General features: G+C 35.0%; 15 protein-coding genes and 4 pseudogenes. 14 read left to right on the plus strand and 5 right to left on the minus strand.

Annotated elements, in window-relative coordinates:
* Positions 1 to 5 precede the first annotated feature (5 nt).
* The 10 genes and pseudogenes from spoVAC to MKY20_RS25340 all read left to right on the plus strand — a co-directional run.
* Positions 6 to 485 (plus strand): stage V sporulation protein AC, encoded by a 480-nt coding sequence (gene spoVAC / locus MKY20_RS25295; RefSeq protein ID WP_009336486.1) that lies wholly within the window; start codon positions 6 to 8, stop codon positions 483 to 485.
* Positions 485 to 1,504 carry a stage V sporulation protein AD gene (gene spoVAD / locus MKY20_RS25300; RefSeq protein WP_009336485.1) on the plus strand — a complete coding sequence of 340 codons (1,020 nt, stop codon included), beginning with the start codon at positions 485 to 487 and terminating at the stop codon, positions 1,502 to 1,504. Before spoVAC ends, spoVAD begins: the two co-directional genes overlap by 1 nt.
* Positions 1,501 to 1,851 carry a stage V sporulation protein AE gene (gene spoVAE, locus MKY20_RS25305; protein WP_009336484.1) on the plus strand — a complete coding sequence of 117 codons (351 nt, stop codon included), beginning with the start codon at positions 1,501 to 1,503 and terminating at the stop codon, positions 1,849 to 1,851. Before spoVAD ends, spoVAE begins: the two co-directional genes overlap by 4 nt.
* A gap of 11 nt (positions 1,852 to 1,862) precedes the next feature.
* Positions 1,863 to 2,069, plus strand: a complete 207-nt coding sequence (locus MKY20_RS25310) for a DUF1657 domain-containing protein (RefSeq protein WP_009336483.1) — start codon at positions 1,863 to 1,865, stop codon at positions 2,067 to 2,069.
* A 29-nt stretch (positions 2,070 to 2,098) separates the two neighbouring features.
* Positions 2,099 to 2,959 carry a DUF421 domain-containing protein gene (locus MKY20_RS25315; RefSeq protein ID WP_009336482.1) on the plus strand — a complete coding sequence of 287 codons (861 nt, stop codon included), beginning with the start codon at positions 2,099 to 2,101 and terminating at the stop codon, positions 2,957 to 2,959.
* A gap of 115 nt (positions 2,960 to 3,074) precedes the next feature.
* Positions 3,075 to 3,582 (plus strand): annotated as a pseudogene (locus tag MKY20_RS25320) (DUF421 domain-containing protein).
* A 352-nt stretch (positions 3,583 to 3,934) separates the two neighbouring features.
* Entirely contained in the window at positions 3,935 to 5,428 is a 1,494-nt protein-coding gene (locus MKY20_RS25325) for a phospholipase D-like domain-containing protein (protein ID WP_341003686.1), read from the plus strand.
* Between the two features lie 214 nt (positions 5,429 to 5,642).
* Positions 5,643 to 5,870, plus strand: coding sequence for a hypothetical protein (locus MKY20_RS25330; RefSeq protein WP_341004157.1), 228 nt, complete (start codon positions 5,643 to 5,645; stop codon positions 5,868 to 5,870).
* Between the two features lie 21 nt (positions 5,871 to 5,891).
* Positions 5,892 to 6,083, plus strand: a complete 192-nt coding sequence (locus MKY20_RS25335) for a YetF domain-containing protein (protein ID WP_341003687.1) — start codon at positions 5,892 to 5,894, stop codon at positions 6,081 to 6,083.
* A pseudogene (locus MKY20_RS25340) lies at positions 6,065 to 6,379 on the plus strand (Tn3 family transposase); the annotation flags it as partial. The gene MKY20_RS25335 and the pseudogene MKY20_RS25340, both read left to right, overlap by 19 nt.
* 909 nt (positions 6,380 to 7,288) lie before the next feature.
* Here the strand turns inward: MKY20_RS25340 and MKY20_RS25345 are convergent.
* Positions 7,289 to 7,747 carry a hypothetical protein gene (locus tag MKY20_RS25345; protein WP_341003690.1) on the minus strand — a complete coding sequence of 153 codons (459 nt, stop codon included), beginning with the start codon at positions 7,745 to 7,747 and terminating at the stop codon, positions 7,289 to 7,291.
* A gap of 206 nt (positions 7,748 to 7,953) precedes the next feature.
* On the opposite strand from MKY20_RS25345, the pseudogene MKY20_RS25350 reads away from it, so the two are divergent.
* A pseudogene (locus MKY20_RS25350) lies at positions 7,954 to 8,122 on the plus strand (DUF1657 domain-containing protein).
* A gap of 789 nt (positions 8,123 to 8,911) precedes the next feature.
* On the opposite strand, the gene MKY20_RS25355 reads toward MKY20_RS25350, so the two are convergent.
* The 4 genes and pseudogenes from MKY20_RS25355 to MKY20_RS25370 form a co-directional block, all read right to left on the minus strand.
* A complete protein-coding gene (locus MKY20_RS25355) occupies positions 8,912 to 9,352 on the minus strand; it encodes a hypothetical protein (protein WP_445293106.1) in 441 nt (146 codons plus the stop codon).
* Between the two features lie 106 nt (positions 9,353 to 9,458).
* Positions 9,459 to 9,974 (minus strand): hypothetical protein, encoded by a 516-nt coding sequence (locus tag MKY20_RS25360; protein WP_341003692.1) that lies wholly within the window; start codon positions 9,972 to 9,974, stop codon positions 9,459 to 9,461.
* 508 nt (positions 9,975 to 10,482) lie between these two features.
* Entirely contained in the window at positions 10,483 to 10,722 is a 240-nt protein-coding gene (locus MKY20_RS25365; protein WP_071158518.1) for a Ger(x)C family spore germination C-terminal domain-containing protein, read from the minus strand.
* A 146-nt stretch (positions 10,723 to 10,868) separates the two neighbouring features.
* Positions 10,869 to 11,557, minus strand: a pseudogene (locus MKY20_RS25370) (Tn3 family transposase); the annotation flags it as partial.
* A gap of 151 nt (positions 11,558 to 11,708) precedes the next feature.
* On the opposite strand from MKY20_RS25370, the gene MKY20_RS25375 reads away from it, so the two are divergent.
* Genes MKY20_RS25375 through MKY20_RS25385 form a run of 3 tightly spaced genes read left to right on the plus strand, consistent with a single transcriptional unit; the run spans position 11,709 to position 15,209 of the window.
* Complete coding sequence (locus MKY20_RS25375) at positions 11,709 to 12,797, plus strand: tyrosine-type recombinase/integrase (RefSeq protein ID WP_019379926.1); 1,089 nt, start codon at positions 11,709 to 11,711, stop codon at positions 12,795 to 12,797.
* The gene (locus MKY20_RS25380) at positions 12,797 to 14,833 is read left to right on the plus strand and encodes a tyrosine-type recombinase/integrase (RefSeq protein WP_019379927.1); all 2,037 of its coding nucleotides are present in this window, start codon (positions 12,797 to 12,799) and stop codon (positions 14,831 to 14,833) included. The genes MKY20_RS25375 and MKY20_RS25380 overlap by 1 nt, the downstream gene beginning before the upstream one ends.
* Entirely contained in the window at positions 14,826 to 15,209 is a 384-nt protein-coding gene (locus MKY20_RS25385; RefSeq protein WP_019379928.1) for a DUF6262 family protein, read from the plus strand. Before MKY20_RS25380 ends, MKY20_RS25385 begins: the two co-directional genes overlap by 8 nt.
* Positions 15,210 to 15,307: the final 98 nt, after the last annotated feature.

Here is a 15,307-nt window from a genome sequence, read left to right on the forward strand (position 1 = left end):
GAGTTATGTCTAACAATCAAAAGAAACAACTTACTCCTGTGCAACAGGAATATCAAAAATTGCAAAAACAACGAGAGATCAAAAGACCGGTTGTTAAAAATTGTATTAAGGCCTTTTTAACCGGTGGACTTATTTGTTTGATTGGTCAGCTTATTTCAGACTTTTACATTTATTATTTCGATTTTACTGAGCAAACGGCCGGAAATCCGACGGTGGGTACGTTAATTTTTATTACAATGCTTCTTACTGGTTTTGGCGTATATGATCGAATGGCCCAATTTGGTGGGGCTGGAACAGCTGTACCTGTAACAGGTTTTGGCAATGCGGTTATATCGCCTGCCATTGAGCATCGAACCGAAGGATTTGTACTGGGCGTAGGTGGCAACATGTTTAAATTAGCGGGGGCGGTTATTTTATTTGGTGTTTTTTCTGCTTTTGTCATTGCCTTAATTAAAACCACTTTAATCCAGTGGGGTGGTTTATAATGCTAGCAGGTCAGCGTACATGGATCTTCGAACAAAAGCCTGTCATTATCTCCACTGGAACCGTTGGTGGACCATTTGAAGCCAATGGTGCTATCCCAGATGATTTCGATACTCTTCATGCTGATTTATGGCTTGGGCAGGATTCCTATGAGAAAGCACATAAAATCCTTTTTGAAGAGGCTTGCCAAAAAGCCATGGAAAAAGGGGGCATACAAAAGGATCAAGTTCAATTTATCCTAGCTGGGGACTTAATCAACCAAATCACCCCAACAAGTTTCGCTAGCAGAACGATTGGAGCGCCTTATTTTGGCTTATTCGGTGCTTGCTCTACCTCGATGGAAGGACTGGCTCTAGGTGCTTATATTGTAAATACAAAAGGAGCGAAATATTTGTTAACAGGAGCTTCCAGTCATGATACAGCTGTTGAAAAACAATTTCGGTATCCAACTGAGTATGGTGGACAAAAGCCACCTACGGCACAATGGACGGTTACTGGTGCAGGTGCAGCCCTATTAAGTGATTCTGGGGAAGGACCTCATGTCACATCTGCCACAATTGGTCGTGTAATCGATATGGGATTGACAGATCCATTTAACATGGGAGGAGCTATGGCGCCAGCTGCGGTTGATACCATTGAAGCCCATTTAAAGGAACGAAATGTTGAGCCATCTTATTACGATTTAATTGTAACCGGTGACCTTGGCCAAATCGGACAGGAAGTGTCCATGGATCTATTTAAAAAGCATGGAACTCCTATTAGTGAAGAACAATACCAAGATTGTGGCCTTATGATTTATCGGGAAGGACAACCCGTTCTTGCAGGGGCAAGCGGTGCAGGCTGTTCAGCAACGGTAGTTTATGGGCATTTATTAAACCGCATGAAAAATGGTGAATTTAAACGAATGTTAGTTGTGGCTACAGGTGCTTTGCTTTCACCGTTGTCCTTTCAGCAAAATGAAACAATTCCTTGTATCGCCCATGCAGTGTCAATTGAATACGGAGGTGAACAATTAACATGATCTATTTTTGGGCTTTTGTCGTAGGCGGTTTAATTTGTATCATTGGGCAAATTATGTTTGATGTATTTAAATTGACACCAGGTCATACCTTAAGTGCTCTTGTAGTGATTGGGGCGCTTTTAGATGGATTTGGACTATACGAGCCTTTGATTGATTTTGCTGGGGCAGGGGCTACCGTTCCGATTACTAGTTTTGGGAATTCGCTTGTTCATGGTGCGATGCAGGAAGCAGAAAAACATGGGTTAGTTGGTGTACTGACAGGAATGTTTGAAGTAACTAGTTCTGGTATTTCAGCTTCCATTGTTTTCGGCATGATAGGAGCTTTAATTTTTAAGCCAAAAGGATAAGGAGAATTAGGATGACAGTAGGATCAGATGTTAAACAGTGTTTTGCCAGTCTAAAAGGGGTAGAAGCAAGTCTCTCAAGTTTAGCATTACGGACTCTTGATGATGAATCGAAGCGAACTTTGCATGAGGCTATGATGGTAGTACACGAAGTAACAAAAGATTTAAAAAAAAGAGTAGGAGAACTAGAAGGAGAGGAACTTCAGTACAAAGGTTTCTAGAAAAACTATATTTACAGGGGGTGTAAGCAGTGCCTGAATGGTTAGATATAGCTGTACGCTCAGCATTATTTGTTGCTGTTTTATTTTTCATTACAAAATGGTTAGGGAAAAAGCAAATTTCCGAACTATCTTTCTTTGAATATGTCACCGGTATTTCTATTGGGAGTATTGGTGCAGAAGTGGCTATGGGACTTGAACGGAACATTTTTCACGGAATTGTTGGAATTATCATTTTTGCGGCTATTCCCTTTTTCGCTGGTTTAATTTCATTAAAAAGTAAACGTTTTCGCAATTTTATAGAAGGAAAAGCAACTGTATTTATCAAAGATGGGAAGATTATGGAAGATAATTTAAAAAAGGAAAGATATACGACAGATGAACTGTTAGATCTCCTTCGCAGGAAGGATGTCTTTCAAGTCTCTGATGTAGAATTTGCTGTTTTAGAGGCAACAGGTGATTTATCTGTGATGCTAAAGAAAGAAAATCAACCTTTAACAGCAAAGGATATAAACTTGAAGGTTGCTTCAATCAAGGAGCCTCAGACCATTATTATGGATGGTACAATAATGGATGAACCACTAGCCACGATTGGACGAAGTCGGGCTTGGCTACAAACTGAATTAGAAAAACTAGGGGTAACGATTGAAAATGTATTTCTGGGACAGGTTAATTCTTACGGAGAGTTAACGATTGATCTGTTTGACGATAAATTACAAGTCGCACCCCCACAAGAAAGACCCTTAATTCTTTCAACCTTGAAAAAATGTCAAGCAGACTTAGAACTATTTGCTCTTGGAACGGAATCAAAAGAGGCCAAACAAATGTATAGGTTAAACAGTGAAAAATTACAAGAAGCCATTGATAAAGTGACTCCTATTTTAAAAGGATAAGGATTTAGCTTAGATTCATACATGACGAAAAAAAGATACCATTTTTAATTGAAATAAGTTTAAAAACCTTAGTCCAATTTCGGACTAAGGTGAATTTTTTTACGAGGTGTTAGAAGTGTCTATTTTTTTAGTTAAAGTTATTTTTATCTATATTGCGTTTATTGTAGCAGTAAATATTTTAGGGAAATCAGCTCTAGCCCAACTTACCCCTCATGATTTTGGAGCGATTCTTTTTTTATCTTAATCGAAATTTAAAGGAAAGTAAATATCCTTTACCTGAGCTGTTGTCTAATTTAAGAACATCAAGATATCCGGATATTCACGATATTGAATATGCGATTTTGGAAGCAACAGGTGAAATTAGCATTTTTCCAAGAAAAGAATTAGTTCCTATTACTCCAAAAGATTTACATATGAAAGTGGAATACCGCGGATTACCCATAGCCGTTGTCATTGAAGGGAAAGTGCAAAAGCGTAAATTAAAATTTATCAACAAAAATGAAAAGTGGTTAAAGGAAGAACTAAAGGCAAAGGGATATCTTCAAACCAAAGATATTTTTTATGCTGCTGTTAGAGATACCGATCATTCATTAACCATTTACAAAAAAGATGTTAACGACTAATTTTAAGACGATTTCCTCCCAATATAAATTAATGTTTTCTCTTATTTACTCCTTATTGCATTTACCACTTTCATTTTCCAAATTTATAAAAAATTATACCTATATTTAGGAATTTACCAGATGGTAATTTTCAAAATCACTAAGTCTCTAGTTAGGACAGTGCCCAGATCATTACGCCTTTCGTGATGTCAGAACTTTCCCAACCTTAATTCTCTTTTTTTCGTTCTTAATATCTTATACAAGTTCTTATAAAGGTAGTCCATAATATATAACAGACAATCCCTTCATATTCCATACGTATACTGGTTACATAGTTTGTACATGTTAAGAGAAACAGAAGGAGGGATTCCAGTTGGAGTGGATTTTTTATCTATACCTGTTAAATATGTTCTTTATCTTATTCATAGCAATTTGGGAAGTTCGTCGGCCTGCCAAGGCTTTGAATTGGATAATAATCGTCCTTATTTTACCTGTCATTGGTTTCTGGCTATATCTTAGCATATCAAACCCTAAGTTTATTCATCGAAAAAGATTGACCTGTTCTAAAAATGAAACTAACAAATTACCTGAGACATTCGGTGCTTCAGCATCGGTAATTGCCAATGCTTTACGGCATTTCACTGTGAATGGGCTTCGAATGGGCCAAGTCCAAGTGTTTAACAATGGAATAGCAAAATATGAACAACTCCTTGTATCCCTGCAAAAAGCCCAAAAAACAATTGATCTGGAATATTTCATATATCGGAATGACCAAATTGGTAATCGAATCACAGAACTGCTAATCGAAAAAGCATTAAATGGAGTGCAGGTTCGTTTTATGAGAGATAGCTTGGGGAGTTATAAATTCCCGCGTCAAAAAATCCGGCAGATGGTTGAAGCAGGGATAGAATGCAGGACAATATTTCCTTTACGATTTCCCTGGATTTTGTCCAATTGGAATTATCGGGATCATTGTAAGATGGCCATAATAGACGGAAAGGTAGCTTTTAATGGTGGCATTAACATAGGATATGAATATACAGGATTGAAGCCTGACGTTGGCTTCTGGCGGGATACTCATTTGCAAGTCGTAGGAGAAGCATCAGCCGATTTGCAGACTGTCTTTGATGTTCATTGGGAAATCGCTGTGCCGGAAAGGATAAAATCAAAAACAAATTTGAAAACAAAATCAGAGGTAACGAAAATCAATTCGATCGGCAGAGTAGATCATTCCAAATGGTCAGCCGAATTGGGATCAGAGTTGAGCACCCTTGATGATAAAGAAATGGACATATCCGCAAAAACTAGGATATTGCATAAAGCGTATATCCAGACGTTGGAAGGAAACCCTGGAATTCCTACCCCAGTCATTCGGCAAGCTTACTTTATATGTATAACACAGGCGACCAAGACTATTGATTTAACAACACCCTATTTTGTACCAGAAACGGATATTATCATGGCATTAAAGACAGCAGTGGCTCGTGGTGTCCGTGTAAGATTGCTGGTTCCTCGCCATAATAATCAAAAAATCGTGGGCCTTGCAAGCCGTACTTATTACGGAGAACTTATAGAAGCTGGAGTCGAAATCTACCAGTACGATAAAGGAATGATACATGCAAAGGTGTTGATTATCGATGAGGAAATTGCAGAAGTAGGCTCAGCAAACTATGATATGAGAAGTTTTCGCCTGCATTATGAGGTGTGTCAAGTTTTATACAGTACTGATGTGGCGAGGGAACTCACAAAGCAGTTCCAACGAGATCTTACTGATTCTGTACCATTAAAAATTGAAGACTTGCTGCAACGATCCCTGACTGAGCGCATAGTTGAACAGGGTGCTCGCGTGCTTTCTCCATTATTATAAGTTGAAAAAACCCGTATTTTTTATCTTTCTGATTTTAATTTAGCTTACATGTTGTAATATAAATATTTTAAAACATGAGGGATTTTTGAAATCGAGTGAAATATAAAATGGAGGAATAAACTTTGGGTGATGTTTTTTTGGGTTTACTGACAATCAAGTCATAGTAGGTTTTGTCACCTTATTTTTTATCATTATCATAACAGGCAGAACATCCATCTATCAGTTAACCCCGTTTCACTTAGTTTTTGTATTAGTGCTTGGAGATTTTTTAGGAAATACCATTTATGAAAATAAGGTAGGGATTTTTCACTTTTTATATGCCATCGGATTGTGGACGCTTCTCATGTTGGGGATAGAGTTCTTGACTCTAAAAAATAAATCGACACGTTCTCTCTTATTGGGCGATCCTAACATCATTATTCGGGATGGTATAATGGATTGAAAGTTACTTAAAAAGAACAAATTGGTTGTAAATCAAGTATTAAGAATACTTCGACAAAATCAGGTTTTTTCTGTTCGCGAAGTCAAATACGGTATATTGGAAGCTAATGGGCAAATCAGTATATTATTACAATCGAAGTATCAAAAACCAGACATGGAAGATCTCAGTCTTCTAGAAAGTCCAGTATACCTCCCAATAAGGGAGAATCCATGAATGCCTTGGCACGAGCTATTTTCTTCGGAAAACAGGGAGAACTTAGAGAAAGAGCATTACAAGATCATTTACAGCGTGCCAGCTCATTAAATCTAATTATTAATGCCATCAGCATTTGGAATACCGTGTATTTATCACAAGCAATTGAACATTTTAAAAATATAGGAAAATATCAAGAGGAATTGCTTCCTCACATATCACCATTGGGATGGGAACACATAAACTTTCTCGGAGAATATTCATTTATACCTGAGATTTTGAACTCGATATATGCCCTGCGTCCACTTAGGATATAAAAAAGCCTGGTTTTTCTGCTTAACGTAGAAAAATCAGGCTTTTACCTTCTAAAAAATTCCTTAGCGTATTATATCTGCGTTTAGTCGGCAGTACCCCTTTATGGTTTCATCCATGGCAATGCTGTTTATTTGAAGAACATTTTTTTCGCTTTCAACATTTTGGACTCTGGTTATAGGGGTATTAAATCTGTTTTTGACAGCTACAGTTTCATTTTCGTGATTCTCTGTGTTTCTTGTATTTTGTACTAAAAATAGTAACCCTATGGATAAAAGAATAAGTATGGAAACGGTAACCAATAAGGCCCTTGGTATTTTTCTAATGAGACACCTCTAAATAGTTTTGTTATTAGCTTGTTTAGTCACAGGGATTTTAACGATGAAATAAATGGAAAATAAAAAAAGGAGTTTCGTTTACGTTGCTATTAAAGAAAGGAAAGATGATTAACTTTTGCTATTACTTATTTCTTTATTTGTTTTTTCAAATTAGGGTATGTAGGCAAATGTCTAGTCCTAGGATAATTAGGAAAATAAGATAAAACTAAATATATTCAATTTAAGAAAGGGGAGTTATAAAAATTATACAATATCATAATTACATGTCTTATTATCATCCTCAATATTCCAGCCAGTTTTCGCAATACCCTGAGCTGAAGGAAGTGCTGCAATAACCTATTTAATTGGCATAGACCGTTTATTTAACGGTTGAATCTTAGGGAATTAATAAAATGTTTTAAAAATAGTTGATATGTTCCATGCTTATAAAGGAAAACTAGTAGAGTTGAAATGTTTAAATGTATTTTTGTACTATTGGTTAAAAAAACAACAATTGAGCTTTATCATAACAGTTAAATTTGGAGCAATAAGGCACACCGTTTGAAAACAAACGGTGTGCCTTATTGCTGTTAATATTTATTCATCTATATTATCTGGATCGTTTACATCTTTAGGATCTTCAATGGGTTCTTCTGCATCAGGGACTAAATCAGCTTCATCATCTTTATTTTCATCTATATTATCTGGGTCATTTACATCTTTAGGATCTTCAATTGGCTCTTCTGTATCTGGGTCCACATCATTTTCATCTATATTATCTGTGTCATTTGCATCTTCAGAATCTTCAATGGGTTCTTCTGTGTCAGGATCTACATCCACTTCAGGTGGTGGTGGATCCTTATCCTCTTCTACATTATTACACCCCAATAACATGATGGCAGATAGAAAAACTGCTGTTAATAGCTTTAACCACTTTAGATTCATTTTTATCGTCCTCTCTATTGGTTGTTTACTTTCAATATTATCTTCTCCTTCCACTTTTTTATACGAACATTTTAACTTAACATCAATAAAATTAAGGTCCTTAATCACCAAACAGTAGCGGCCTAGGTGTCAGGAATTGAAGATAAAAATGTAGTACAGAGGAAAAGAGGCTTCTATCAAAAAAATGGTGCCATTTATCAAATGTAATTACATAACTGTGGGTTTTTGGTCATTTAAAATCAGGATAAAATTGGAAGTTATAAAAAATATTCTTATACATCATTCTAATAAAGTAAAAATTAAAGGCGGCGTTATTTATAACAGTAAAAAATGACGTAAAGACAGCTCTACCAGGATTTGCAGGCTAGCTTCGAAACATTTGCAATCAACAAGCTAAGCAGCTTTACCAAGAGGCTACAAACTCAATCCGTTCTACACAGCGTTGAACCACGCGTTCAACAAATCGAACAAGAAGAACCGCAATAAGCCCAAGATGGAAGCCAAGCTTCCCAAGGCAGTACGCAAGGAGCACAAAATCAATAAGGAAATGAGTTTACAAGCAAAAATAATGAACAACAAGTAAGACAACAAAACAAACAAGCCCAGTCTCATAAAAAAAATAACTGAAGCACACGTTCGTAAAAATTACAATTCTAAGCTTTATGTCGCAACATTCTTGGTATATTACAGAGAGCGAATAAAAACTAAGCTTTCTTACCAAGAGTTGTTTTATAAAAAATATAAAAGGAGCAAGTGTTATGCGATTACCCGAAGACTTTATAAGAGCTAGGCATAAAAAAGAAGGGTTAAGTTTAGATCAATGCTTTTCAAATCCTATCATACATAGGGAGATACATGGGAATAAGGTATTCGTTCCATTGGATTTAAAGAGAATTTGGAATCAATAAAAGTTTTTAGCAATGAAATATAGCAACCGTTTTGATTATAAGGCTATTTTATATAAGGGATCCCACCAACAAAAAGCGCTTAAAACATACGCTAAGCATAATTCGTCATGAATAAAGCCGATTTTTCCTCAACTTACGAGAAATAATCGGCTTTATGGATAAGGGAACAATCGATTGTCAAAATGAATCCATTCCTAAATACTATTTAAAAACCGGTTGATGTGAAACCATTACCATAATCTAAAAAAAGAGTATTATTCGGGGTGACACAAAAATAATTTATTCAAGTGGATTAACGGACTAGTGCGCCTAATATATGTGATATATATAAAGATAGCTTACCATAGTGTAACGGGAGGGTAGTGATTTAGTACAGGATATCTGATGTTAAAAAGACTCCGGCAGGAGGAACGCCGTTCTGATATATAGGAGGTTCAGTGAGTGCTGTATCAGTTGTAGCAATCCAAGTTCCGTACTCACCTGCAAGCAAAGAGGGAGGTTTCATAATAAACTGTCCACTTAAAACGAAATGACGAATTCTAATCGAGGGATCATCAAATATAGTTAAGTTACCAAAAAATGAGGCATATGGTGAATCAAAACTTATTTGTTTGGTGTTTTCTTCCCAATACCCATTAATTTGAATAGGTGTACCACGAAAATTAATTGTACCAGATACTTTATTATTACCTGTAATAGAATTAATGATGAGTACTCCCCAAATAATGGGTCGACCGGCTATAGAAGCCGAAATACCCCATTTTGATGGAAAAGGTATACTAACCATGAGTTTCTGTGCAGTTTGCAAAAGTTGATTCCTCGTTTCGTAATAATCATAAATACAAGAGTTTAAAGTTTAATTTCTATCTATACATCAGAGTGTTAAAAAAAGAAAGAAAGTCTAATAAATTATTTTAATATTTATTCATTTTGAATCTTCCATATTCGGTTTCGAACATTTCATTTACTTCCCAAGATTCAACGGTTTTATAAGCTGTTTGTTGATCAAAGCCTTTTCCCAGAAGGTAGGCCATTGCGGCAATTTCAGTTAGCGCATGTTCATAGGAAGTAAGAGCAACTTCTTTTAGACCATAATCAACAAAAGGCTTTATTGCCATTAATGTTTCACTTTTCAAATCCTGAGCCGAATTTTCTCTCTCATCGGATTCATTACCCTCTAGATTTGGATGTGCTTCTTTGTATAGCACCTCCCACTGTTCATAAAGACTTGTAGCTGTCTCAAAGTCCTCAGAGTCTACTGTTAAATTTTTTTGTAATTTACTCATTAAATTACGCCATGTCTCTTCCCATTCCTCTAAAGTTCTTAAGTCAAAGAGTTTTGAGAACTTCGGTTTCACACTTTCCCAATGAACATAAATGTCGGTACACCATCCCAATAAATATTTATAGTTTTCCGTTTGGGCTTCCATTTTTTTATCACCCTTTTTAAATTTTTTCACTTCTAAAAAAAGAAGCAATATCGCGTGTGAAATGAGGTTAAATACCTTTTAAAACCAATTTACAATTCTATGGTATGTTTCACTTATGTCCCTAGACTAGGCATTTGTCTCATTTAACAAAATAAATTTTGTTTTCTTTCCAAACGGATAAATATGTTGCATTCTGCAAGTATAATTTTCCTTTGCAAACAAGGCCGGTGTTAAAAGTATAAATGCATTTTTAAAACGGTCTTAACAAACAGATAAAGAGCAGGTAAGCTGAGGAACTTGATAAAAACCTGAAGGAAAGCCAACTCAATCGATTATGAAGTATATATAGGGGTCCTGCCGACAAAACGCGAATATTATACGCTAAGCAGATGTATTAGAATAAAAAGTCAATTCCATACATTAAGAATTGACTTATGTGTAATTAATGAAGCTCCTTCTATGTAATTTCGCTACTTAATATAGTTCCAGAATTACTCTTTTATCGTTCTTAATAATGTCCGTCTTGGTATTTCAATTTTCCTGAGTTCACTAAATTAACTTGAATGTTGATTTGCTCGATACTATCCTTATTTAAGAAAAATCGCTTTTCTTTTATCTCTTTATTCCATTTCTGGGGGTTCTCACGATATAATATTTCTCCTAACTTATAAACATCCGAATTTATCTCTACTCCTTTCTCAAAAGTCTTTAAAATCTCATCCCTTATTATTTTTTTCAGTGTTAGCAATTAACTTATTTTCACTAATTTCCTTTAACTTTTCGTTTATTCCAGCTTGTACGACTATGTTAATGTTATATAGGGGTAGCGTCAGGAAAATGCGGATTTACAACGCTAAGCCCATTTTAAAGACGATTACCCCAATTTTAACAACGTTAAGACAGTTTTAGTGGTCTTAGAGAATCTAACGCAACCATTTTTTCAGAATTAAAACGGTACTCTCCTAGTAAATTGATATGCTCCCAGCCTAAAGGAGACATATGATGCAACAAATCTTCATTAAAATTACCTAAACCTTTTTGGTATTCAACTGCTTTTGTCATATATAGAGTATTCCAGACACTAATGGCGTTAATAATTATATTTAAAGCACTGGCTCTTTGCAATTGATGCTGGTTCGTTCCCTAAGCTCTCCTTGTTTTCCGAAGAAAATAGCTCTTGCCAGTCCATTCATCGCTTCTCCTTTATTCAATCCTTTTTGTATTTTTCTTCTTCATGATTCATCCGAAATATAATTCAAAATAAAGATCGTTTTTTCTATTCGGCCCATCTCACGTAAAGCGGTAGCCAAGCTGTTTTGTCTTGAATAAGAACCTAGTTTCCCCATAATAAGGGATGCTGAAACTGTTCCTTCATTTATAGAATGAGCTAATCGCAAAACATCCTCATAATTTTCTTTAATGACCTTTGTATTTATTTGTCCACGTAAAATGGCTTCTAATTTTGGATATTCACTTGCTTTATCTATTGTAAATAATTTCGAGTCTGATAAATCCCTTATTCTTGGAGCAAATTTAAATCCTAATAAATGAGTCAATCCGAATATTTGGTCTGTGTAACCAGCATTAATTGAACTAGTATTAGAAGTAGTTATTAACGTATCTTATGTTATCAACTACTTCTTTTTCATTTCTTTATAGATTCATTATGTATACTATGAATTTTATGGATACATAGTATCTAACGAAATGATTTTAGACCATGGGGGGATAATTTTGAAAGTACAAGAAGTTCTCATTCATGAGAAGAAAAGATTTCTGTTAATTGACAATGGGGGGTATCCAGTTACTTCAGTTGCAAAGTATATAAAGTATTTAGATAACATTGGAAAAGCTGAAAGCACACTAAAGTCATACTGTTATCATCTAAAGCTTTACTTTCAATTCCTAGAGGAGTGTGGATTAGAATATCAAGAAGTAAACCTTGATATTTTGGCTCAATTCATCGGTTGGCTGAGAATTCCTGATCAATCAACAAAAGTCACTTATTTTGAAGAAACCTTGGCGAAACGATCAGAAAAAACGGTTAATACCATCATAACGTGTGTAATAGGGTTCTATGACTATTTGTCTCGTAGCGAGGATTATGGGGGAAATGTAAATGATCAATTAAAAAAGCAAGTCCCCGGTCGTTTTAAGCCTTTTAAACCTTTCCTTCATCACATTACAAAAGGGAATTCTTATGATAAAAACATTTTAAAGATTAAGGAACCAAAGCGTTTAATCAAAACATTGAGTAAAAATCAAATCCAAGTGATCCATGATGCGTGCAGTAATATACGAGATGAATTATTATTCCGTATTTTATATGAAGGGGGATTACGGATTGGAGAGGCCCTTTCTCTGTGGGTAGAGGATTTTGATATAGGTAAAAATGCTATTACGGTTAGGAAATCCAAAACATCCGATGGAGAAAAACGAAAAGTTTATGTATCTATTGAGACTATGAATCTCTTTCAAGATTATCTAATAGACTTTCATTCTTACGAAATTGATAGCAATTATGTTTTTATCTCCTTAACTGGACCTAATCGTGGTAAACCAATGACTGATGGTTCTGTTCGTTCCTTAATTAAAAGGATGAAGAAAAAAACAGAAATAGATTTTACCCCTCATATGCTCCGGCATACATATGCCACAGAGTTACATGCAGCAGGAGTAGATATTGCCATCATACAGAGGTTATTAGGGCATGCACACGTTCAAACAACCATACAGACTTATATCCATTCATCCGATGAAACCATACGTGAAAGCTGGAAACAAGCTCAATCAAATAAAAAAATGGGAAGAAGAGATAAATAATGATACATGGCACATTCAAAGTAAAACCCCTTCCCCACCATCTGGAACAGATAAATGAACCATTACTTGGATATTGGGCAAATGATGTGTGGAATGTACAAGAATGCCCCTTCTTGGATAAACATTATGATTGGAATAGAAAATTGATTTTTGATAAGGTACACAATCTTAGATTAAAAAATGAACTAAAATATTATTTTTATAAGGGGTTACAGGAGACAAGGATTTCGATTATCTATGCTTTTATGCATTATTCTCCATGTCTTAAAGTTTTTACAGAATTCATCTCTCGATATTATGCTAATTTAGATTCTATTATTGATATTCCGAAAGAAAAGTTTCTAATAGAATATCGAACATTTCTTGTAGAGAAAGGAAAATCAGTTGAGATTGTACACCGGAAAAAGTCATCACCATGGATGTCACCAACAGTTCAACCATCATTGTATATTAGACTATTTCTTCAAGTTTATGATTTTTATTATCACTTTTATGATGAACGAGAAGAAACAGATAAAGATTGTTGGGATGTACGAAAATTGAAGATTAATTATAACAATACAATCAGTAGGTATTCAATAGACTTTTCGAAGGTTCCGCAACCTTATAGACAATTATTTAAAAAATATATAAAGACTCGCCTAGTTGTGCAGCAATCCATCAGCTTTTCTACAGCAATATGTTATTTAAATAGACTTTCGTTTTTCTTCACCTTTTTGAAGGATAAACATCCTGAATGGAAAGAATTAAACGACCTATCTAGAATGGATATTGAAGAGTATATTGAATACTTACGACATTCCACTATTAAAAAGGGAAAATATTTAATTAATCCAGATCACAATTATGTAAATCGTTTTTTAATAGATCTTAAAACGTTTATCTCATATATACAGAAATTCGAATGGGAAGAAGCCCCGACAAAGTCAGTTATTTCACTATTGTCAATTGAGGATATCCCTAAAAAGAAAAGAGCAAAAGCTGATGAAATTAAATATATTCCGGATGAAGTATGGGAACAGTTAGTTTTCCATATTAACGAACTTTCCTCAGAACATATACCTATAATTCTTCTAATGGAAGCTACAGGTTTTCGTATTAGTGACGTTTTATCACTTAAAATTGACTGCTTAGTAAATCAAGAAGATGGCTGGTGGATTATCGGAGATCAAAGGAAAGTAAGTTATAAAAATCATAAAGTTCCTATTTCAGAAGAAATTGCTAATGTTGTCTTAGCGCAGCAAGAACTTACAAAAAAGAGATACTCTTTGGACACGAACCCTAAGAAATATTTGTTTCCAGTACTAAAAGGGAAAAGGATGGGTAATCCCATATCGCAGGATTCCATTAAGCTGAACCTTAATAAACTAGCAAACAGATGTAATATTAAGGACAAGGATGGAGAAATTTATTGGTTTAAAAATCATGCATTTCGACACCGTTACGGTGTTAATTTGATTAATAACGGAATGAATATCCTTCATGTTCAAAAACTGATGGCACATGCCAGTCCTGAAATGACATTAGTCTATGCCCAAATTCATGACCAGACACTCCGTGATGAATGGGAAAAGGCTCGAGATAATGGCGCAGTAAGACTAGATACTCATGGAGAAGTTATTGTCGCTGATTTAGCTCAACAGGCTGAAGAAAATGGAGTTGAACTGGAGTGGATACGTCACAATATGGACTCTATTCGTTTAGATCATGGGTTTTGTGTAAAAAGCCCAAAACTTCATTGTGATTTTCTTGAACAGACCTTGGAACCACCGTGTATTAAAAACAATTGCCGAAGTTTTCACGTTGACAAGACTTTTCTCGACTATTATCAAGAACAGATATTTAAAATGGAAGCTGATATTGAAGTATACAAAAAATCCGGAAGGTTACGTTCCATTGAGTTAATTGAACCCAAATTAAAAAGATATAAAGAATTAGCAAGTGGTTTACTACATACTGGTGGTATCTTTGGTTTAGAAAAACCTAGACGTGAGTATGTTGGAGATGAACGTGAGAAGGTGATGCAAAATGTCTAATGAAAACCCAAATACCGAAGGTATTATAAAACACGCAAAGTTGAAAACGGAAAAGACCATTCAAAAAGTTGAAGAAGCGATCAAAAGGATGATAAAAAAACAACTGAAAATCAATTTTAACTCTGTATCTGCAGAATCAGGGGTTTCAAAGGCATTTCTATACAGAAATACAGAACTCCGAGATCGAATCGAAACACTTCGTAAACAACAAGAAGGTCTCCCCTCAATAAAACAAGTTAAAAGGAATATGAGTGACACATCAAAAGATGTAATTATCGCTTCCTTACGAAAGCGAGTCAAGCATTTAGAAAAGGAAAATAAAGAAATTAAAGAACAACTAAAAATTCAATTTGGGAAGATTTATGAGGGAATTTAAGTTCCAAAAATTTTCCCTTCCCAGTTTGATATTTTTGTGTAAAATGCCATTAAAAGATAAGTTGTATTCCGCAATCACGCCAAATTGCCGAATAAGGA

Source organism: Cytobacillus sp. FSL W8-0315, assembly GCF_038002905.1.
Lineage (GTDB): Bacteria > Bacillota > Bacilli > Bacillales > Cytobacillaceae > Cytobacillus > Cytobacillus pseudoceanisediminis.

Bases quoted from the DNA above. Each gene is read 5' to 3' on its own strand.
- spoVAE (WP_009336484.1), top strand. From the start codon at position 1,501: ATGATCTATTTTTGGGCTTTTGTCGTAGGCGGTTTAATTTGTATCATT.
- spoVAC (WP_009336486.1), top strand. From the start codon at position 6: ATGTCTAACAATCAAAAGAAACAACTTACTCCTGTGCAACAGGAATAT.
- spoVAD (WP_009336485.1), top strand. From the start codon at position 485: ATGCTAGCAGGTCAGCGTACATGGATCTTCGAACAAAAGCCTGTCATT.
- MKY20_RS25310 (WP_009336483.1), top strand. From the start codon at position 1,863: ATGACAGTAGGATCAGATGTTAAACAGTGTTTTGCCAGTCTAAAAGGG.
- MKY20_RS25380 (WP_019379927.1), top strand. From the start codon at position 12,797: ATGATACATGGCACATTCAAAGTAAAACCCCTTCCCCACCATCTGGAA.
- MKY20_RS25385 (WP_019379928.1), top strand. From the start codon at position 14,826: ATGTCTAATGAAAACCCAAATACCGAAGGTATTATAAAACACGCAAAG.
- MKY20_RS25360 (WP_341003692.1), bottom strand. From the start codon at position 9,974: ATGGAAGCCCAAACGGAAAACTATAAATATTTATTGGGATGGTGTACC.